The organism is Cupriavidus sp. DF5525 (assembly GCF_040149425.2).
Taxonomy (GTDB): Bacteria; Pseudomonadota; Gammaproteobacteria; order Burkholderiales; family Burkholderiaceae; genus Cupriavidus; species Cupriavidus pickettii_A.
Genome location: NZ_CP168265.1, coordinates 281,027 through 300,947 on the forward strand (window position 1 = coordinate 281,027; position 19,921 = coordinate 300,947).

General features: G+C 68.3%; 22 protein-coding genes. 16 read left to right on the forward strand and 6 right to left on the reverse strand.

The features are described from left to right. Positions 1–8: 8 nt before the first annotated feature. From ABNX08_RS01385 to ABNX08_RS01395, 3 genes are all read right to left on the reverse strand, one after another. On the reverse strand, positions 9–2,117 hold the full coding sequence (locus ABNX08_RS01385; RefSeq protein ID WP_374063638.1) for an ATP-dependent helicase: 2,109 nt from the start codon (positions 2,115–2,117) through the stop codon (positions 9–11). A gap of 201 nt (positions 2,118–2,318) precedes the next feature. After that, positions 2,319–2,855, reverse strand: a complete 537-nt coding sequence (locus ABNX08_RS01390) for a TlpA disulfide reductase family protein (protein WP_022533379.1) — start codon at positions 2,853–2,855, stop codon at positions 2,319–2,321. A 101-nt stretch (positions 2,856–2,956) separates the two neighbouring features. Then, the gene (locus ABNX08_RS01395) at positions 2,957–3,460 is read right to left on the reverse strand and encodes a thioredoxin family protein (protein ID WP_022533380.1); all 504 of its coding nucleotides are present in this window, start codon (positions 3,458–3,460) and stop codon (positions 2,957–2,959) included. A gap of 153 nt (positions 3,461–3,613) precedes the next feature. Here ABNX08_RS01395 and ABNX08_RS01400 point away from each other — a divergent pair, with 153 nt between their 5' ends. From ABNX08_RS01400 to ABNX08_RS01410, 3 genes are all read left to right on the forward strand, one after another. After that, complete coding sequence (locus ABNX08_RS01400) at positions 3,614–4,225, forward strand: hypothetical protein (RefSeq protein ID WP_041680927.1); 612 nt, start codon at positions 3,614–3,616, stop codon at positions 4,223–4,225. 93 nt (positions 4,226–4,318) lie between these two features. Then, positions 4,319–4,966 carry a LysE family transporter gene (locus tag ABNX08_RS01405; protein ID WP_022533382.1) on the forward strand — a complete coding sequence of 216 codons (648 nt, stop codon included), beginning with the start codon at positions 4,319–4,321 and terminating at the stop codon, positions 4,964–4,966. 92 nt (positions 4,967–5,058) lie between these two features. Beyond that, positions 5,059–5,235, forward strand: coding sequence for a hypothetical protein (locus tag ABNX08_RS01410; RefSeq protein ID WP_022533383.1), 177 nt, complete (start codon positions 5,059–5,061; stop codon positions 5,233–5,235). On the opposite strand, the gene ABNX08_RS01415 is transcribed toward ABNX08_RS01410, so the two are convergent. Continuing rightward, positions 5,217–5,690 carry a GntR family transcriptional regulator gene (locus tag ABNX08_RS01415; RefSeq protein WP_349605408.1) on the reverse strand — a complete coding sequence of 158 codons (474 nt, stop codon included), beginning with the start codon at positions 5,688–5,690 and terminating at the stop codon, positions 5,217–5,219. The two genes, ABNX08_RS01410 and ABNX08_RS01415, sit on opposite strands and share 19 nt — an antisense overlap. Positions 5,691–5,804: 114 nt before the next feature. On the opposite strand from ABNX08_RS01415, the gene ABNX08_RS01420 reads away from it, so the two are divergent. The 6 genes from ABNX08_RS01420 (at position 5,805) to ABNX08_RS01445 (ending at position 11,146) form a co-directional block, all read left to right on the forward strand. Next, entirely contained in the window at positions 5,805–5,996 is a 192-nt protein-coding gene (locus ABNX08_RS01420; RefSeq protein ID WP_022533385.1) for a hypothetical protein, read from the forward strand. A gap of 113 nt (positions 5,997–6,109) precedes the next feature. Further along, a complete protein-coding gene (locus tag ABNX08_RS01425; protein ID WP_349605410.1) occupies positions 6,110–7,216 on the forward strand; it encodes a porin in 1,107 nt (368 codons plus the stop codon). A gap of 4 nt (positions 7,217–7,220) precedes the next feature. Beyond that, a complete protein-coding gene (nagA, locus tag ABNX08_RS01430; RefSeq protein ID WP_022533387.1) occupies positions 7,221–8,324 on the forward strand; it encodes an N-acetylglucosamine-6-phosphate deacetylase in 1,104 nt (367 codons plus the stop codon). Beyond that, the gene (locus ABNX08_RS01435) at positions 8,317–9,348 is read left to right on the forward strand and encodes an SIS domain-containing protein (RefSeq protein WP_022533388.1); all 1,032 of its coding nucleotides are present in this window, start codon (positions 8,317–8,319) and stop codon (positions 9,346–9,348) included. The genes nagA and ABNX08_RS01435 overlap by 8 nt, the downstream gene beginning before the upstream one ends. Before the next feature lie 68 nt (positions 9,349–9,416). Further along, a complete protein-coding gene (zwf, locus tag ABNX08_RS01440; RefSeq protein WP_022533389.1) occupies positions 9,417–10,904 on the forward strand; it encodes a glucose-6-phosphate dehydrogenase in 1,488 nt (495 codons plus the stop codon). After that, entirely contained in the window at positions 10,901–11,146 is a 246-nt protein-coding gene (locus ABNX08_RS01445; protein WP_022533390.1) for a hypothetical protein, read from the forward strand. Before zwf ends, ABNX08_RS01445 begins: the two co-directional genes overlap by 4 nt. Before the next feature lie 50 nt (positions 11,147–11,196). Here the strand turns inward: ABNX08_RS01445 and ABNX08_RS01450 are convergent, their stop codons facing one another. Together ABNX08_RS01450 and ABNX08_RS01455 are read right to left on the reverse strand one after the other, a co-directional pair. Then, positions 11,197–12,726: a YifB family Mg chelatase-like AAA ATPase gene (locus tag ABNX08_RS01450; protein WP_349605412.1), complete on the reverse strand. Its 1,530-nt coding sequence runs from the start codon at positions 12,724–12,726 to the stop codon at positions 11,197–11,199. Positions 12,727–12,788: 62 nt separating this feature from the next. Next, positions 12,789–13,067: an accessory factor UbiK family protein gene (locus ABNX08_RS01455; protein WP_012351595.1), complete on the reverse strand. Its 279-nt coding sequence runs from the start codon at positions 13,065–13,067 to the stop codon at positions 12,789–12,791. 382 nt (positions 13,068–13,449) lie between these two features. Between ABNX08_RS01455 and ABNX08_RS01460 the strand changes: the two genes are divergently transcribed. The 7 genes from ABNX08_RS01460 to ABNX08_RS01490 all read left to right on the forward strand — a co-directional run bounded on the left by ABNX08_RS01460 (position 13,450) and on the right by ABNX08_RS01490 (position 19,914). Further along, positions 13,450–14,250: a TorF family putative porin gene (locus ABNX08_RS01460; protein WP_022533393.1), complete on the forward strand. Its 801-nt coding sequence runs from the start codon at positions 13,450–13,452 to the stop codon at positions 14,248–14,250. Positions 14,251–14,302: 52 nt separating this feature from the next. After that, positions 14,303–14,641, forward strand: coding sequence for a P-II family nitrogen regulator (locus ABNX08_RS01465; protein WP_010814843.1), 339 nt, complete (start codon positions 14,303–14,305; stop codon positions 14,639–14,641). Positions 14,642–14,674: 33 nt separating this feature from the next. Further along, a complete protein-coding gene (locus ABNX08_RS01470; RefSeq protein ID WP_349605416.1) occupies positions 14,675–16,237 on the forward strand; it encodes an ammonium transporter in 1,563 nt (520 codons plus the stop codon). Positions 16,238–16,886: 649 nt separating this feature from the next. Further along, positions 16,887–18,182 (forward strand): glutamate--cysteine ligase, encoded by a 1,296-nt coding sequence (gshA, locus tag ABNX08_RS01475; RefSeq protein WP_022533395.1) that lies wholly within the window; start codon positions 16,887–16,889, stop codon positions 18,180–18,182. 8 nt (positions 18,183–18,190) lie between these two features. Next, positions 18,191–19,144 (forward strand): glutathione synthase, encoded by a 954-nt coding sequence (gene gshB / locus ABNX08_RS01480; protein WP_022533396.1) that lies wholly within the window; start codon positions 18,191–18,193, stop codon positions 19,142–19,144. Positions 19,145–19,220: 76 nt separating this feature from the next. Continuing rightward, positions 19,221–19,676 carry a PTS sugar transporter subunit IIA gene (locus ABNX08_RS01485; protein WP_022533397.1) on the forward strand — a complete coding sequence of 152 codons (456 nt, stop codon included), beginning with the start codon at positions 19,221–19,223 and terminating at the stop codon, positions 19,674–19,676. Further along, positions 19,645–19,914: an HPr family phosphocarrier protein gene (locus ABNX08_RS01490; RefSeq protein WP_022533398.1), complete on the forward strand. Its 270-nt coding sequence runs from the start codon at positions 19,645–19,647 to the stop codon at positions 19,912–19,914. Before ABNX08_RS01485 ends, ABNX08_RS01490 begins: the two co-directional genes overlap by 32 nt. The last annotated feature ends 7 nt before the right edge of the window (positions 19,915–19,921 follow it).

Here is a 19,921-nt window from a genome sequence, read left to right on the forward strand (position 1 = left end):
GGCGCAGGTCAGCGCCACATATTCCGCATTCTGCTAGCCAGATCCACCGGCGCCAACGCCGGCTTGACCGGCCCCTCCCCCGGCATCGGCGGCGGCGGCCACGCACGGCTGTGGAAGTTCGGCATCACGCGATTAGGCAAAAAACGCGTGCGCGACGCATAAACATGCCGGTCGCCAAAGCCCACCTGCTGGTGCACATAGAAACGCTGCGGCACGACGATGTCGAGATGGTCCTTGGCCCGCGTCATCGCCACGTACATCAGCCGCCGTTCTTCCTCGATCTCCTCGGTCGTACCCGTTGCCAGGTCGGACGGCATGCAGCCGTCCACCGCATTGAGCACATACACCGCCTTCCACTCCTGCCCCTTGGCCGAGTGGATGGTCGACAGGATCAGGTAGTCCTCGTCGCGCGAGGGCACGCCAGACTCATCACTCGACGCGCTTGGCGGATCCAGCGTCAATTCAGTCAGGAAGCGCTCACGCGCCCCATAGGTGGCGGCGATGCGCTCGAGCTGCTGCAGGTCGGCCTGGCGCGCGGCGGCATCGTCATGCAGGCGTTCCAGGTGCGGCGCGTACCAGGCCAGCACCTGCTCGAATTCCGACGGCCATGGCGAGGTCGGCGCCATCAGCGCGCGCGCCAGCGCCAGCAGGTCGGCCCACGCCGGCGCGGCAGCAGGCGGGGGCTCGAATGCTTCCAGCGAGAACAGCGGCTCGGTGGCCAGCGCCAGCGCATCGAGCACGCGTGCCGCGGTCTTGGGGCCGATGCCGGGCAGCAGCTGCAGCGTGCGGAAGCCTGCCATGCGGTCGCGCGGGTTTTCCAGCCAGCGCACCACGGCCAGCACATCCTTCACGTGCGTCGATTCCAGGAATTTCAGCCCGCCGAACTTCACGAACGGGATATTGCGCCGCGCCAGCTCGATCTCGACCTGCGCGCTGTGGTCGGCGGCACGGAACAACACAGCCTGCGCCATCAGCGCCAGCCCGGCCTCGCGCCGCGCCAGCACCTGCTCGACCACGTAGCGGGCCTGGTCGGCCTCATCGTTGACGACGATCACGCCGGGCTTTTCCGCCGAGGCGCGGTCGGACCACAAATCCTTGGTATAGCGCTCCGCAGCCAGCCCGATCACCGCGTTGGCGGCCTGCAGGATCGGCTGCGTCGAACGGTAGTTCTGCGATAGCGTGACCTGCTGCGCCGCCGGCGTGAACTGCTGCGGGAAATCGAGGATATTGCGCACGGTGGCGCCGCGGAAGGCGTAGATCGACTGCGCGTCGTCGCCCACCACGGTCAGGCTGCGGCCATCGGGGCGCATGGCCAGCAGGATCGATGCCTGCAGCGCGTTGGTGTCCTGGTATTCGTCGACCAGGATATGGTCGAAACGCGCGCCCATGTCCTGCGCGATGGTGGGCTCGGCCATCGCCTGCGCCCAGTACAGCAGCAGGTCGTCGTAGTCGAGCACGTGCTGCTTCTGCTTGGCCTCGACATAGCCGGCAAAGAGCGTGCGCAGCGCATCGGCCCACATCGCGTAGCGCGGGAACTGCTGCTTGAGCACGTCTTCCAGCGGCGCCTGCGTGTTGACCACGCGCGAGTAGATCGCCAGGCAGGTTTCCTTCTTGGGGAAGCGGCTGGCGGTTTCGGACAGGCCCAGGTCGTGGCGCACCACGTGCATCAGGTCGGCCGAATCGCCACGGTCGCTGATGGTGAAGGCGGGCGACAGGCCCAGCGTCTCGGCGTATTCGCGCAGCAGGCGCGCGCCGATGGCGTGGAAGGTGCCGGACCACTGCAGCGCGGCACGCCCGGCGCCGGTCTGGGTGCCGAGCGCCTGGTCGACGATGCGTTCGACCCGGCGGCCCATCTCGGCGGCGGCGCGGCGCGAGAAGGTCAGCAGCAGGATGCGGCGCGGGTCGGCGCCGCCCAGCACCAGGTGGGCCACGCGGTGCGCCAGCGTATTGGTCTTGCCCGAGCCGGCGCCGGCGATGATCAGCAGCGGCGCGCCGCTGCCGTGCTGGACCGCGGCGCGCTGCTCCGGGTTGAGCCGGGAGAGGTAGGCGGGGGCCGCATCGGCTTCCGGGGCCGCGAGGTCCGCAAGGTTCGAAGCAGGGGCAAGATCCAGTGACACAGGCAGGGCTCGAGGGTCGGGCAGGGCGCGGCCCGCGCATGCGCACGGATCGCCACCAGGATGGAAAGGCTGGGAAAAAGCTGGCGCTAACTGTATATCCATACAGGCCGGCTGCGCAAGCTTGGCAACGCCTGAGCTGGCATCGAAAAAGAAAAAAGGTGCTCGATGAGCACCTTTTCGCGGCCGTTGCAGGCGGTAGCGTTACGCAGACTTTGCCAGGGCCCCGTCCAGCAGCTTGTGCAGCGCATCCCACTCGGGCTCGCCCACATAGCGCTTCAGGATGCGGCCGTCCTTGTCGACCACGAAGGTGGTAGGCGTCAGCTGCACATTGCCAAAGGCCTTGGCCGCGCTGCCGTCCGAATCCATCGCCACCTTGAACGGCAGGGCGCGCGTCTTGGCGTAGTTCACCACGTACATCGGCGGATCGTAGTTCATCGCCACGGCGACGAATTCCAGGCCCTTGTCCTTGAACTGCTCGTAGGTCTTGACCATGTCGGGCATTTCCTTGACGCAGGTGGCGCAGCTGGTGGCCCAGAAGTTGACCATGTAGACCTTGCCCTTCAGGTCGGCGGTGCTGACCTTTTCGCCCGACAGCAGCGTGAAGGTGGCCGCCGGCGCCGCATTGGCCGGCGAAAGCGCGCGGTAGCCGAACCAGCCCAGCAGCGCGAGTACGACAACGGCCGCGACGATGGGCCAGGGCTTGCGGGCGGGTCTGGCGGCGGGAGGGGAAGTCGTCATGGGATGCGGTCAGGCGGATTCGATCGGCAATGGGACATTCTAATGCCGCTGGCGCCCGGGCGCTGCGCGCGGCGTGGCTGCGGCAATCTGCCGCAACCGCATCAGCGCCGGGTGGCGACGGCGGCGCGTGCCTGGTCCAGTGCCTGTTCCAGGTAGGCGCCGTAGAAGTCCGGCTGCATGCCGCGCAGCGACGGGGCGGCGGCGCGGCCCTGCCGGTCGAGGAACAGTACCGTGGGCGCCACGCGCACCTGGTGCGCCCGCGCCCAGGCGCGTGCGGTGGTCAGGTTGCCGTCGGCATCGCGCAGCGGCGTGTCGGCAGTCAGGTCGAGTTCGCGCACCACGGCGATCTCGCCGGCGGCAGCCTGCGGTCCGAGGTAGTTGCGGCGCACGGTCTCGCAATAACTGCAGCCCGGCATCGACACCAGCACCACCACCGGCTCGCCGCGGCGCGCGGCTTCGGCGCCGTGGGCGGCCAGGTCGGTGGCCGGAGACAGGTGCGCCGACCCTGCCGCGGCCTGCACGCCGGTTGCGGCCATCAACGCGCACGCGGCCAGCCAGCAGCGGCAAAGCCTGGCGGATGCGCGGAGGGCGATGTTGGCGGGCATGGCGAAAGCGTCGGGCAAAGGTGTCGGGGGCAATGGAGCGGCGCGGCAAGCACTGGCGGGCCGCTTCCGGGATAATACCGGTTTCCGCCCGCAGGCGACGGCAGCCCCCGAGAGCCGCCCCGGCCTGTGCGCGCTGTCCGCAATCGCTCCCCCATGCGTCCTGTGCCGCCCCCGCCGAGCCTTCCCGCCGCCGCCCGCAAGCCCTTGATGTCGTCGTGCGCCGCCGCGCTGCTGGCGCTGGTCCTGTGCGCCTGCTCGCCGCGCTATGACTGGCGCACCATCCAGTCCGGCGAAGGCGGCTACGCCGCGCTCTATCCCGGCAAGCCAACCAGCGCCGCACGCGACGTGACCATCGCCGGCCGCAAGCTGCCGATGACGATGGAAGCCGCGCGGGTCGACGATACGCTGTTCGCCGTCGGCGTGGTCACGCTGCCCGCCGACGATCCCGAGCTGCGGCGCGAGGCGCTGGCCGCGATGCAGGCTGGCTTGCTGGCCAACCTCGGCACGCCGTCGGGCGAGCCCGCGCGCACCCGTCCGGTCACGATCATGACCGCGGACCGCCCGGGCCGTCCGCTCGAAGGCGTGGAAGTGCAGGCCAGCGGCGTGTCGCCGCAGGACCAGTCGCCGCGGCGGCTGACCGCCCGGCTGGTGGCCGTGGGTATCCGTGCGTACCAGGCCGTGGTGCTGGAGGCGGGCGATGCGGCGCGCGATCTGCGCCAGGCCGAGCAGGTGGAGCAGTTCCTGACCGGCTTCCACCCGCTCTGACAGCGAGCGCCGCGCCGAAGGAAATGTTCGTTTTTTTCAGCCGTTGCCGGCAACATGGGGCAGCGACAGGGTTGTCGTCAAAGGAGAGTCGTAATGCGTTGGGAAGTCTGGCTGGCTTATTTCGCGGCGTGCTGGGTGATCGCCGTGTCGCCGGGATCGGGGGCGGTGCTGTCGATGAGCCACGGGCTGTCGTACGGCTTGCGCAAGACCAGCACCACCATCTTTGGCCTGCAGAGCGGGCTGGTGATCGTGCTGCTGGTGGCTGGGGGCGGGCTGGGCGCGCTGCTGCTGGCTTCGGAGCAGGCCTTCATGGTGGTCAAGACCGTCGGCGCCCTGTACCTGATCTACCTGGGCGTGCAGCAGTGGCGCGCGAAAGTGGAGAGCAGCGAGGGCTCGGCAGCGGATGCCGGCCCCGCGCGCGTGGCCGTGATGAGCCCGCGCCGGCGCTTTGCCACTGGCCTGCTGACCAATGTGACCAATCCCAAGGGCATCATCTTCATGGTCGCGGTGCTGCCGCAGTTTATCAATCCCAACCATGCGCTGGCGCCGCAGCTGGCGATCCTGGCCGCCACCATGTGCGGCGTTGACCTGATCGTGATGCACGGCTATGCGCTGCTGGCCTCGCGTATGCAAGGGCTGTTCCGCAATGCGCGCGCGGTGCGCTGGCAGAACCGCTTCTTCGGCAGCGTGCTGATGGCGGTGGGCGCGGCGCTGTTCTTCGTGCGCCGGCACCACGCCTGAGGCGCTCGCCCCGGCAAGGCTGCGCGACGGCACTGGCGCCCACCGGCCGGGTTTGCTTCAATGAGGAGGAACCCCGGCCACGGAGACCCCGCATGCCAGCCTCGCTGAACCCCCATGGCGCGCACGCGCTGCCGCGCCATACCGTGCCACCGTCGGAAGAGCCGTCGCCGCCGGGCGTGCCTCCCGACCTGCCATTGCCGCCCGAGGAAGACCCGACCCCGCCGCCGGTGGAGCCTCCAGTCGCCGGGCGCTATTGCTTCAACTCGTAGAAATCGTTCAGGCAATAGCCGTCGGTCAGCTCGACCGGCTTGTCGCCGTGGGTGTAGTCGGTGCGCAGGATATGCAGCAGCGGCTCGCCCGGGGCGATGTTCAGGCGTGCCGCCAGTTCGTCGCTGGCGACGATGGCGCGTAGCTTCTCGGTGACGCGCAGCACCGGCTTGCCAATCCGTTCCAGGTAGGCGTAGAGCGACTCGCCGATGGCGCTGGCGTCCGGCAGCACCGCCAGCGCCAGCGTGGTCACATCCATCCAGTAGGTCTGGCCGTCGGCCTTGCGCAGCCGGGTCAGCCTGACAATCTCTTCCCCTTCCTGCAACGCCAGAGCCGCGGCTTGCGTGGCGCGGCGGCGCTCGAACGCCACCAGTTCGCTGGCCGGCGTCATGCCGCGCCGGCGCGCCAGCTCGCTGAAGTTGTCCAGCCGCGCCGGCTTCGGCTCCGGACTCAGCAAGGGGAGAGTGCGGCTGTCGAGACCGCCCCCACGCAAGCGACATCGCCGGCAAGCTTCGATCCCGACTGGTGGCTCGACACGCTGGGCGGCGCCGCCAATATCGCCTCGGTCGGCGTGGTCGCGCAGATGCGGCTGCGCGTGGTGGTGCGCGAGCGCGCCCGCGTGCGCGCCGGGCAGTTGGCCAGCCCCGCCGGCAGCCAGCTGATGTGGGCCGGCGACGACACCGCGCATATCGCCTTCGGCCAGTCCGCCAACGGACCCGCCGCCGCATTCCAGCGCGCACTGCAAGCCGCCGTGCCGACCTGACCCCCGCCGCCGCAGCCGTGCGCGGCTGCGGTCGAACACCGCCATCGGCAGCCAGCGCGATCACAACGACAGCGCCGATGGCGACCGCCTACCCATCAAGGAGCCAATTGATCGTGAAACGCATTGCACTGACGACGCTGCTCGCGGCGTCGGCTGGCAGCGCCTGCGCGCAAGCCGCCAGTCCCACCGGCATCACCCTGTATGGCCGCGCCGTGGCCGGCCTCGACTATGTCAACGGCATTGCCCGACCCGGCGGCGATGTCGATACCTTCCGCTTCGGCAGCAATCAGTATGGGGTCAGCTTCTGGGGCATGCGCGGCGCCGAGGACCTGGGCGGCGGCATGCACGCGGTGTTCAACCTGGAGGGCATGATCACTTCCGGCACTGGCCGCTCCGATCCGCTGTTCAACCGCCGTGCGCAAGTGGGCCTGGCCGGCAACGACTGGGGCACGCTGCTGCTCGGGCGCGCCATGCGCCTGACCGATGACGAGAGCGGCGCGATCGACCCGATGGGCCTGCAGGCCAGCTCGGTGGCCACGCTGGTCTATGGCCGCAACTGGGGCTCGCGTCCCAATGCCGTGACCTACAACTCGCCGGTGTGGAGCGGGCTGAGCGTGCGCGCGCAGGCCGGCAGCAACGGCGAGGCCGGCAGCTTCAACAGCGGCAAGCAGCTGAGCGCGGCACTCAAGTACGCGCAGGGCAACTTCAACCTCACCGGCATCTACGAAGAACTGCGCGACGACCAGGGCCGCATGAACAACCTGTATGTCAATTCGCGCCAGTACACGCTGGGTGGCAGCTATGCGCTCAACAACCTGCGCCTGTTCGCCGGCTACAACCTGACCGTGTCGTCGGGCGATACCGTGGCCACGCCCGAGATCCCGTATGCGGCCACGCGCAGCCAGATGGCGTGGATCGGCGCCAACCACCGCGTGCTGCCGGCGCTTACGCTGCTGTCCGGTGTCTATTACGCCACCCTAAACAAAAGCGGCGGGCATGGCACGCTTGTCACACTGGGCGCAAAGTATGACTTGTCGAAGCGCACCTCGCTCTACGGCACGGTCGCCTCGGTGTTCAACTCGCGCAACGCCACCTTTTCGGTCGAGGCCTCGCCGGACAACCATGCCGCGCGCGGGGGCGAACCAGCAGGGCGCGTACGCCGGCATCATCCACCTGTTCTGATGGGGGCGTGCCGGCGATGTTGCGGAAGTGGAGAGTGATGCCATGAAAGGAAACATCCTGACGCCCGCCGGCTGGGTCTTGGGCGAGATCCACGCCGGCCCGGACGGACGCATCGCGCGCATCGAGGGCGTGCCCGCCACGCCCGACGGCAACGATGCCCCGTACGTGCTGCCGGGGTTTGTCGACCTGCTCAACCACGGCGGCGGCGGCAAGGACTTCATGGACGGCGAGGCGGCGGTGCCGGTGATCCTGCGCGCGCATGTGCGCTTTGGCACCACCAGCCTGCTGGGCAGCACCATGACGGCGCCGCACGACGTGCTGCTGCCGGCACTGCAGGCGCTGGGCCGCGCCTGCGCGCAACGCCCGCGCGGCGCGGCGCGGATGCTCGGTGTCCACCTGGAAGGGCCATATATCAACCCCGGCAAGCTTGGCGCGCAACCCGACACGTCAGCCATCGCCACGCAGGAAGAACTGGAGCAGTACCTGGGCGCGGCGCCGCTGAAGGTGGTGACGCTGGCGCCCGAACTGCCGGGCCACCTCGACATCATCCGCGCGCTGGCCGCGCGCGGCGTGCGCGTGCAGCTGGGCCATACGCTGGGCACCTATGAAGACGCGGTGGCGGCGCTGGAGGCCGGCGCCAGCGGCTTCACCCACCTGTTCAACGCGATGACGCCGCTGCAGCATCGCGCGCCCGGCATGGTGGCCGCGGCGCTGGCGCACGCCGAGTTCGCCGAGCTGATCCCCGACCTGCTGCACGTGCATCCCGGCGCCATCCGCGCGGCGCTGCGCGCAATACCGCGCCTGTACGCGGTGACCGATGCCACCGCCGCGGCCGGCATGCCCGATGGCGTGTACCACCTGGGCAGCCAGACCGTCTACAAGTCGGACGGCAGCGTGCGGCTGGCCGACGGCACGCTGGCCGGCAGCGTGCTGACCATGGACCAGGCGCTGCGCAACTTTGTCGCGATCGGGCTGGAACTGGCCGAGGCTTCGCGGCGCGTGTCGCTGTATCCATCCCAATACCTGGGCCTTTCCAACCGCGGCATGCTGGCTGCCGGCTGCTGGGCCGATATGGTGGTGCTGGACCGCTCGCTGTCGGTACATACCGTCTATGTCGAAGGAGAGTGTTGTGTCGAGAATGCTTGAAGAGGCGCTGAGCGCGCCGGGCGTGGTGGCCGCGCAGCTGGCCGATGCGCCGCGCGTGGCCGCGCTGGCGGCGGAACTGGCCGCGCAGCCGTGGCCCGCGGTACTGACCGTGGCGCGTGGCAGCTCGGACCATGCCGCCAGCTACTTCGCCGCGCTGGTGACCCGCCGCCTGGGCGTGCCGGTGGCCTCGCTGCCGATGTCGACGGTCACGCTGCATGGCAGCTCGCTGCGCGTCGCGGGGCAACTGGCGGTGGCTTTCTCGCAGTCGGGACGCAGCCCGGACCTGGTCGAGACCATGCAGGCGCTGCGCGACGGCGGCGCCACCACGCTGGCGCTGGTCAACGCCCCGGACTCGCCGCTGGCGCAGGCGTGCGCGCACGAGTTGCCCCTGCGTGCCGGGCCCGAGCAGAGCGTAGCGGCGACCAAGAGCTATATCGCCATGCTGTCGATCTCGGCTTTGCTGGTCGGCCATCTCGAAGCGGCGCGCACCGGCGAGCGCGAACTGGTCGCGGCCTGCGAGGGGCTGCCCGCGGTGTTGCGCGAGGCCGCCGCGCAGGACTGGATGCCGCTGGTGCCCGCGTTGCGCGGCGCGCAGCGCATGATCGTACTGGGCCGCGGCGCAGGGCTGGCAATCGCGCAGGAGGCCGCGCTCAAGCTGAAGGAAACCTCCGGCATCCAGGCCGAGGCGTTTTCCGGTGCGGAAGTGCGGCACGGCCCGATGGAGATTATCGGCGACGGCTATCCGCTGCTGGTATTCGCGCCGCGTGGGCCGGAACAGGCCGGGCTGCTGGCGCTGGCGGCGGAGATGCGCGCCCGCGGCGCGCGCGTGCTGCTGGCCGCGCCGCCTGGCACGGAGGATGCGAATCTGGCGGTGGAATTGCCGCTGGTGACGGCCGGCCATCCGCTGCTCGACCCGATCGCCGCGATCCAGAGCTTCTACGTCGCCGCGCAGGCGCTGGCCCTGGCGCGCGGCCGCAACCCCGACCAGCCGCAATACCTGCGCAAGGTGACTGAGACGCGCTGAAACCGCTGCGCGCGTCAATTACAACCAATACGCCCCACGCCGGCAACCCGGCAAGCAAGGAGTCCGCCATGCCAACCACCCGATCCGCCTCTTCTTTGGGCCGTGCCGACGCGCGGCCGCTGGACCTCGTCATCTTCGGCGGCGCCGGCGACCTGTCGGCGCGCAAGCTGCTGCCCTCGCTCTACATGTGCCATCGCGACGGCAACCTTCCCGACGGCACCCGGGTCATCGGCGTGGGCCGCCACGCGTGGGACCGCGAGGCCTTTGTCGGTTTTGCCGACGAGAAGGCGAAGCCGTTCGTGGACGCGCGCTATCTCGACGCGGCCAAGTGGCAGACTTTTCTGGAGCGGCTCGACTTCGTGCGCCTGGATGCGTCGCAGCCGGCCGACTATGAGGCGCTGGCGGAGAAGCTGCGCGACGAGGCGCTGCGCATCTACTACATGGCGATGCCGCCGGGACTGTTCGCCGCCACCTGCGACAACCTCGCGGGCCACGGCCTGATCGCCGACGACACGCGCCTGGTGCTGGAAAAGCCGCTGGGCGTGGACCTGGCCTCGGCCATCGCCATCAGCGAAGTGGTGAACCGCTATTTCACCGAGGATCGCACTTACCGCATCGACCACTACCTCGGCAAGGAGACCGTGCAGAACCTGCTGGCGCTGCGCTTCGGCAACTCGATCTTCGAGCCGCTGTGGCGCACGCCGTTCGTCTGCAGCGTGCAGATCACCGTGGCCGAGACCGTGGGCGTGGGCAGCCGCGGCGGCTTCTACGATGAGGCCGGCGCGATGCGCGACATGATCCAGAACCACCTGCTGCAACTGGTCAGCATCCTGGCGATGGAACCGCCCGCGGCACTCAACTCCGACGCCGTGCGCGACGAGAAACTCAAGGTGCTGCGCTCGCTGCGGCCGATGTCGCCCGAGGACGTGCGCCGCAATACGGTGCGCGGCCAGTACACCGCCGGTGCCATCGCCGGCGAACTGGTGCGCGGCTACCTGCAGGAAGACGGCATCCCGCCCGACAGCCGCACCGAGACCTTTGTCGCGATGCGCGCCGAGCTGGGCACGTGGCGCTGGAACAAGGTGCCGTTCTACCTGCGCACCGGCAAGCGCATGCAGGAGCGCGTGACCGAGGTGGTGATCAACTTCGCCCAGGTGCCGCATTCGATCTTCGATCCGGGCAGCACGTTGCAGCCCAACCGCATGGTGATCCGGCTGCAGCCGGAAGAGTCGGTGCGGCTCACGCTGATGGTCAAGCAGCCCGGTGAGGGCATGAAGCTGAAGCCGCTGAGCCTGGCGCTGAACCTCGACTCGGCCTTCACCACGCGGCGCGCCGAGGCTTACGAGCGCCTGCTGCTCGACGTGATCCGCGGGCGGCTGGCGTTGTTCGTGCGGCGCGATGAACTGCAGGCGGCCTGGACCTGGGTCGATCCGATCCTGGAAGCGTGGCGCCAGCAGGACGAAGGGCCACGGCCCTATACGGCGGGGACGTGGGGACCGGCGGCATCGTCGGCGTTCATGGCGCGCGAGGGCATGCAATGGTCGGAGGAGGCATGACACCGCTTACCGAACGCGCCGCATGGCGGACGCTCGCCGCGCTAGCGGCGCGGCCGCAGCCGCATCTGCGCGAACGGCTGCACGAGCCGGGACGCGGCGACTACGCGCGGCTGGACGCGGCCGGCATCGAACTGGATTTCACGCGGCAGCGCATCGATCGCACGATCCGTGACGCGCTGCTGGCGCTGGCGGGCGGACCTGCAGGCATGCCTGGCGCGGGGGGAGGTTCCGGCAGGGCTTGACCCGGCGGCGCGGGCGACGATGGCCGCGCTGATGGTCTGAATCGCCGCGCTCACCCAGCCGCCATCCGCAACGCCCGCCGGTACTGGATCGCCTCGCCCACATGCGCGACGGTCAGCACGTCGGCGCCCTCCAGATCCGCAATGATCCGTGCCACCTTCAGCACCCGGAAATACGACCGCGCTGACCACGCCAGCCGCGTCATTGCCCCCCGAAGCAGCGCCTGCGCCTGCGGCGCAAGCATGCAGTGCAGCTCGATCTCCCGCCCGCCCAACTCGCTGTTGGGCTTGCCCTGGCGCGCAAGCTGTCGCTCGCGCGCAGCCAGCACGCGAACGCGTACCGAGGCGCTGGGTTCGCCGGGCGGGCCGTCCAGCATTTCGCCCTGGTCCTGCGCGGGAACTTCCACCTGCAGGTCGATGCGGTCCAGCATCGGTCCGGAGATCCGCGACTGGTAGCGCCGCACCTGCTCCGGCGTGCAGCGGCAGGGGCGGTCGGGGTGGCCGAGGTAGCCGCAAGGGCACGGGTTCATCGCCGCGATGAACTGGAAGCAGGCCGGGAAGTCGGCGTGCCCGGCGGCGCGGGCGATGGTGATGCGGCTGGATTCCAGCGGCTCGCGGAGGACTTCAAGCACCCGGCGGTCGAATTCAGGAAGCTCGTCGAGAAACAGCACGCCGTGGTGGGCCAGCGAGATCTCGCCTGGGCGCGGGTTGCCGCCGCCGCCGACCATCGCCGGTCCGGACGCGGTGTGGTGCGGCGCGCGGCAGGGGCGCTGCGCCCATAGTTCGGCGCGGAAGCCGCCTGGCGTCAGGCTCATGACCGCGGCCGACTCCAGCGCTTCCTGCAGCGACATCGGCGGCAGCAGTCCCGGCAGCCGTTGCGCCAGCATCGACTTGCCGGTGCCGGGCGGGCCAACCAACAGCGCGGAGTGCTGGCCTGCCGCCGCGACTTCCATCGCCCGGCGCGCCTGCATCTGGCCGCGCACGTCGCGCATGTCGGGGCCGCCGCTGGCGGGCGTGGAAAGCAGGGCAGGCGCGGCGCGGGGCAGGCGGGCGTCGGGCAGGGGGGCGAGGTGGTCGCACGCCTGGCGCAGCGTGGCGGCGGCGTGTACTGCGAGGTCTTCGATCAGCGCGGCCTCGGCACCGTTGCCTGCCGCCACCATGAAGGCGCGCGGCGCTTCGCCGGCGGCCGCGCGCGCGGCGTTGTCGCGTGCCAGGCCCATCGCCATGGCGAGCGCGCCGCGCACCGGGCGCAGTTCGCCGGACAGCGACAGCTCGGCGGCATATTCATGGGCGTCGAGCGCCTCGGACGGGATCTGGCCGCTGGCGGCCAGGATGCCCAGTGCGATCGCCATAACGAAGCGGCCGGATTCCTTGGGCAGGTCCGCCGGCGCCAGGTTGACAGTGATGCGGCGGTTGGGAAACTCGTAGCCGCTGTTGAGGATGGCGGCGCGCACGCGCTCGCGGCTTTCACGCACGCCGGTGTCGGCCATGCCGACGATGGTGAACGCCGGCAGGCCATTGGCCAGGTGGGTCTCGACGCGCACCGGCGGGGCCGGGCGTGCCCGATGGACAACTACTAACAAAAAAGGCCGCCAGGATTGGCGGCCTTCAGGCAGGCGGGCTTGGTCCGGCCGGCGCGGCGCGGTCATGCGCCCCCGGTCGAGTCCACCGACCCGGCGCCGGGCGGGATGCCGGCCCGGCGCTCCAGCTCGGCCACGCGGCTTTCCAGTTCCTCCAGGCGGGCGCGGGTGCGGGCCAGCACCTGCGACTGGACGTCGAATTCCTCGCGCGTGACCAGGTCGAGGCGGGCGAAGCCCTGCGTCATCATGCTGCGCACGTTCTTTTCGATGTCCCTTGCCGGCGAATTGCGCAGCGCCTCGCTGACCTTGTTTTGCAGGTCGTTGAAGAGATCGGTCGGTTTCATGGTTTCTCCTTTGTGCACCTAACTGGTGCCAATTCGGGTGGGCATCTGGCGTATAGCGCGCTTTCGCACAGGTTTTGGGCGCCCTCAATCCGGGCGGATCGCTCGTGCGTTTGCTGCTTCCGGCCACCGTCAGGACTTGATTATCGCCCTTGCGCCACGCCGGCGAAAGCTCCGGCCTACCGACGTTCACACCTTTTAACCCGATCTGGCTTTGCCGCAAGGCAGATTCAAGCGCGCCTTTGTTCACTGCGGAGCGCTGGCCGCCGCCTGTCATCGCCGTTTTCCGAGGGGCTGGCACGGCTGTTGCAGTAGTGATCCCGCCTGCCTTACAGAAATCCCAATAAACGAAATCCGAGCCATCAGGAAAAAGGAGAAGAAATCCATGAAGAAGTTGGCCCTTGCAGTCAGCGCGGTCGTCTTGTCCGGCGCCGCCGCCACCGCGTACGCGCAGAGCACCGACGCGGCGGCAGCCCCGGCGCCCGCCGCCGCCGCTGCCGAGCCGGCATCGCCGCATACGTTTACGGCCAACGTGTCGCTGGTCTCGGACTACCGCTATCGCGGTATCAGCCAGACCAACCTGCGGCCCGCGATCCAGGGTGGCTTTGACTACGCGCACGAAAGCGGCTTCTACGTGGGTAACTGGAACTCCAGCATCAGCTGGCTCGAGGATGCCAACCCGGCGGTCTCGGCACCGGTCGAGATGGACTTCTATGGCGGCTTCAAGAACACCTTCAAGGTCGCCGGCACCGAATTCAACTATGACCTGGGCGTGCTCGAGTACTACTACCCGGGCGGCTACAACAATCCGCGCCCGTACACCACGGAACTGTACGCCGGCATCGGCTGGGGCCCGGTCATGCTCAAGTACTCGCACTCGGTCACCAACCTGTTTGGCTGGGCCGACAGCAAGAACAGCTACTACGTCGACCTGAGCGCCAACGTCCCGCTGAACTTCTGGGACCTGACGCTGAACGCGCACGTCGGCTACCAGGGCGTGAAGCACAACAGCGATGCCTCCTATACCGACTGGAAGATCGGCCTGACCAAGGACCTGGGCAAGGGCTTTGCGCTGGCGGTCGCCTATGTTGACACCAACGCCAAGGAAGTGGCCTACACCAGCGCCAACCGTGGCCGCTACCTGGGCAAGGCAGCGGCGTGGGCCTCGATCACCAAGACTTTCTAACTCTGACGCAGCCCGGGCGGGCTGATGCCGGCCCTCCCCCAGGAGAATCCTGATGAAACTCATCATTGCAGTCATCAAGCCGTTCAAGCTCGACGAGGTGCGCGAAGCACTGTCGGACGTGGGCGTGTCCGGCATCACCGTGACCGAAGTGAAAGGCTTCGGCCGCCAGAAGGGCCACACCGAGCTGTACCGCGGCGCGGAGTACATCGTCGACTTCCTGCCCAAGGTGAAGATCGAAGTGGCGGTACCCGACGACGTAGTCGAGCGCGCCATCGAGGCGGTCGAGAAATCGGCCCGCACCGGCAAGATCGGCGACGGCAAGATCTTCGTGGCACCGATCGAGCAGGTCATCCGCATCCGCACCGGCGAGACCGGCGGCGATGCCCTGTGACCCCGAGACAGCACAACACAAGAGGTTAATCAAATGAAAACCTGGTTCAAGCGATTCCTGACAGCCGGCGCAATGGCGCTGGCCATCGGCACGGCGGGCGTGGGCGTATCCACGCCCGCCGCCGCACAGGACAAGCCGGCGGCGGAGGCATCTGCCCCGGCCGCCTCCGCCGCGCCCGCGGCTGCTGCCCAAGCTCCGGCTACCCCGGCTGCAGCGGCACCTGCCGCCGCTGCCCCGGCCGCCGCCCCCGCGGAAGCCGCTGCCGCGCCGGCCGCTGCCGCACCGGTGCCCAACAAGGGTGACACCGCCTGGCTGCTGGTCGCCACGGCCTTCGTCATCCTGATGACGCTGCCGGGCCTGGCACTGTTCTACGGCGGCCTGGTCCGCTCCAAGAACATGCTGTCGGTGCTGATGCAGTGCCTGGTGATCTTCTCGCTGGTGGCGCTGCTGTGGGCGGTCTACGGCTACAGCTTTGCCTTCACCGAGGGCAACGCTTTCTTCGGCGGCACCGACCGGCTCTTCATGAAGGGCCTAACGGTGGAAGCCATGGCGGCCACCTTCAGCAAGGGCGTGGTGATCCCGGAACTGGGCTTCTTCGCCTTCCAGTGCGCCTTCGCCTGCATCACCTGCGGCCTGATCATCGGCGCCTTCGCGGAGCGTGCGCGCTTCTCGGCCGTGCTGGTGTTCGTGGTGCTGTGGTTCACCTTCTCCTACATCCCGATGGCGCACATGGTCTGGTTCTGGCCGGGTCCTGACGCCTACACCGACGCCGCCGCCGGCGCTGCCGCGACCGCCAAGTCGGGCTGGCTGTTCCAGAAGGGCGCGCTCGACTACGCGGGCGGCACCGTGGTGCACATCAACGCCGCCGTGGCGGGCCTGGTGGGCGCCTACATGTTTGGCAAGCGCATCGGCTTTGGCCGCGAGGCGATCCGTCCGCACAGCCTGACCTTCACCATGGTCGGTGCCTCGTTGCTGTGGTTCGGCTGGTTCGGCTTCAACGCCGGCTCGGGCCTGGAAGCCAGCGCTGGTGCTGCCCTGGCCTTCGTCAACACGCTGCTGGCCACCTGCGCCGCGGTGCTGGCGTGGACCTTCGGCGAGTGGATCGGCAAGGGCAAGCCCTCGATGCTCGGCGGCGCCTCGGGCGCGGTGGCCGGCCTGGTGGCGATCACCCCGGCGGCCGGCTTCGTCGGCCCGATGGGCTCGATCGTGATCGGCCTGATCGCCGGCCTGCTGTGCCTGTGGGGCGTAACCGGCCTGAAGCGCATGCTGGGCATGGACGACTCGCTGGACGTGTTCGGCGTGCACGGCGTGGGCGGCATCGTGGGTGCGCTGCTGACCGGCGTGTTCGCTTCCCCCAGCCTGGGCGGCACGGGCATCTACGACTACGTGGCGAACAAGGTGGCGGATGACTATTCGATCGCCGGCCAGCTGTGGATCCAGTTCGAAGGCGTGCTGACCACGGTGGTGTGGTCGGGCGTGGTGGCCTTTGTGGCCTACAAGCTGGTGGACATGCTGATCGGACTGCGGGTGCCGGAAGACGAAGAGCGCGAGGGCCTGGATATCACCTCGCACGGCGAGACCGCATATGAAGTCTGATCACAAAGGTGTTGTGCTGGAGAGCTGATTGGGAATCGACTCTCAGGAGTTTGGCCCGGCCCTGTGCCGGGCTTTTTTATGTTCAGCGGGCGCGGCCCAGGCTCGGATTATGCTCGCCAGTGCCCGAAGTCGCGATTATGTGCAAAAGGCTTCCGAAGCCGCATCCGGCCGGCTTTGCCGGGGCTCCACGGGGTTATCCAGGACCCGCGCCAAAGTCAGCCAGCCCAGTGCCGGCGCCGCCTCGCGGGTATCTCCCCGCACCGCACACGGGCTTTTCGCAAAGTGCTTAACTCCGATCTTAAAAAGCTTCAATTGTCTTTAATGTGCGGGGCACATACATTGCCAGTGAGGCAGTTTCCTCCACCTGCAGAACGCTCCCCGTATCTGTCAGGCCATTTGAAAGCGCGGCATCGCCGCGCTTTTTTTTTGCCTGTACGAATGGCGTCCGGGCGGGTTGCCGCCTCAAGCCCCGGCCGGCAACCGCGGACACCGGCCGCCGCGCGGGCCGGCCCTTTATTTCCGCACGCCCATCCCCATATCGTTATCCCTTACGCCATGGCCTGCATATCCTTATAAAGGGTGTGCCAGCGCCTGTTTGGCCGTTCCTCTACAATCGGGGCGAACGATAAAGACGATCTATAGGATGGATATGGTCCCGCATCTCATCACCGCGCTGAACGGTCCGCTGCTCGAACTGGAAAAGAAGATCCTGGACGCCACGCCGTCCATCGAGCGCTGGTTCAGGCTGGAATGGCAGGAGCATACCCCTCCGTTCTATTGCTCGGTGGACCTGCGCAATGCCGGCTTCAAGCTGGCGCCGGTCGATACCAACTTGTTCCCCGGCGGCTTCAACAACCTGGCGCCCGAAATGCTGCCGCTGGCGGTGCAGGCGGCGATGGCGGCGATCGAGAAGATCTGCCCGGACGCCAAGAACCTGCTGCTGATCCCGGAGCGTCACACCCGCAACATGTTCTACCTCCAGAACGTGGCGCGGCTGTCGCTGATCATGCGCCAGGCGGGCCTGAACGTGCGCCTGGGCTCGCTCTCCGAGGAAATCACCGAACCGACCCCGATCGAACTGCCCGACGGCCAGACCCTGGTGGTCGAGCCGCTGGCGCGCCTGGGCACCAAGGGCCGCCGCCTGGGGCTGAAGGACTTCGATCCCTGTTCGATCCTGCTGAACAACGACCTGTCGGCCGGGATCCCGCCGATCCTGGAAAACATCAACGAGCAGTACCTGCTGCCGCCGCTGCACGCCGGCTGGTCCACCCGCCGCAAGAGCAGCCACTTTGCCGCCTATGACGAGGTGGCGAAGAAGTTCGCCAAGCTGATCGACATCGACCAGTGGATGGTCAACCCGTACTTTGCGCGCACCACCGGCGTGAATTTCCACGAGCGCGTGGGCGAGGAAGAACTGGCCGACGCGGTGGAAGGCGTGCTCAAGAAAATCGCCAAGAAGTACCGCGAGTATGGCATCAAGGAAACGCCGTACGTGGTGGTCAAGGCCGATGCCGGCACTTACGGCATGGGCATCATGACCGTGCGCGACCCGTCCGAGGTCAAGGGCCTGAACCGGAAGGAGCGCAACAAGATGAGCGTCGTCAAGGAAGGCCTCGAGGTCAGCGACGTGATCATCCAGGAAGGCGTGCACACTTTCGAGAAGGTCAACGAGGCGGTGGCCGAGCCGGTGGTCTACATGATCGACCGCTACGTAGTCGGCGGCTTCTACCGCGTGCACACCGGCCGCGGCAACGACGAGAACCTGAACGCCCCGGGCATGCACTTCGTGCCGCTGGCGTTCGCCCCGAACGGCATCCCTGACAGCCACGCCAAGCCCGGCGCGGCGGTGCCTAACCGGTTCTACATGTACGGCGTGGTGGCGCGATTGGCGCTGCTGGCGGCGTCGCTGGAACTCGAGAAAACCGACCCGAACCCGATCCTGTGACGAGCCCCATGCGCATCCTCTTCATCACTGACCCGCTGGAGACCTTCAAGACCTACAAGGACTCCACCTACGCCATGATGACCGAGGCCGCCGCGCGCGGCCACGAGCTGTACTGGTGCCTGCAGCCGCAGCTGACGCTGTCCGGCCGCGTGGTCGAGACCATGGCCACGCGGCTGCACCTGACCGGCGACGACCATGCCTGGTACCGCGAAGGCAACAGCGCGCTGGAGCCGCTGTCCGCCTTCGACGCGGTGCTGATGCGCAAGGATCCGCCGTTCGACATGGAATACGTCACCAGCACCTGGCTGCTGGAACTGGCCGAGTCGCAGGGCGCGCGGGTCTTCAACAAGCCGCGCGCGATCCGCGACCATTCCGAGAAGCTGGCGATCGCCCAGTACCCGGAATTCATCACGCCGACGCTGGTGACGCGCGACCTGGCGCGCATCCGCGATTTCCACGCTGAGCACCGCGACATCATCGTCAAGCCGCTCGACGGCATGGGCGGCATGGGCGTGTTCCGCGTCGGCGCGGACGGCATGAACCTGGCCGCGATCGTCGAGACGCTGGGCCATGACGGAGCGCGCACTCTGATGGTGCAGCGCTATATCCCGGCGATCAAGGACGGCGACAAGCGCATCTTGCTGATCGGCGGCGTGCCGGTGCCATATTCGCTGGCGCGGGTGCCGATGGCCGGCGAAGTGCGCGGCAACCTGGCCGCCGGCGGCACCGGACGCGCCCAGGAGCTGAGCAAGCGCGACCGCGAGATCGCCGAGGCGCTGGCGCCGGGGCTGTGGGAGCAGGGCTTGCTGCTGGTGGGGCTGGATGTGATCGGCGACTACCTCACCGAAGTCAATGTGACGAGTCCGACCTGTTTCCAGGAGATCACCCAGCAGACCGGCTTCCATGTCGCGGCGATGTTCATCGACGCGCTGGAGCATGCCGTGGGCGCCGCCGGCAGCTAAACCTGACCGCCCCGGACGTGAGCGGGAGTGCGGGGGCCGCCTGCTACAATCTGGGCAATCCAACGGATTCACCATCATGGCAGGCATCCTGATCATCGCGCACACCCCGCTGGCTTCGGCCCTGCGCGATTGCGCCGCCCACGTCTACTGCGGCCAGCCGCAGCGGCTGGAAGCCATCGACGTCCTTCCCGACGCGGATCCCGCCGCCGTGCTGGCTGAAGCCAGGCGCCGGCTGGCCGCGATCTGCGAAGACAACGGCGCGCTGGTACTTACCGACATCTTCGGCGCCACCCCCGCCAATATCGCCGCGCGCCTGGCCGAGCCGGGCCGCGTGCGCGTGCTGGCCGGCGTCAACCTTCCCATGCTCGTGCGCGCGATCTGCTACCGCGGCGAAAAGCTCGACCAGCTCGCCACCAAGGCGCTGGCCGGCGGCTCGCAGGGCGTGCTGCAGGTCGGCACCACCACCGTACAGAACCAAACCGCCAATCATCCCGACAAATATGCTGCAGAGGGACACCACCATCATCAATAAGCTCGGACTGCATGCTCGCGCGTCCGCAAAGCTGACCCAGCTCGCAGGCAGCTTTGTCAGCCAGGTCAAGATGTCCCGCAACGGACGCCAGGTCGATGCCAAGAGCATCATGGGCGTGATGATGCTGGCGGCCGGGATCGGCTCGACCATCACCCTGGAGACCGACGGGCCCGACGAGCAGGAGGCGATGGACGCGCTGCTGGCGCTGATCGCCAATCGTTTTGGTGAGGGAGAGTGAGGCCGGC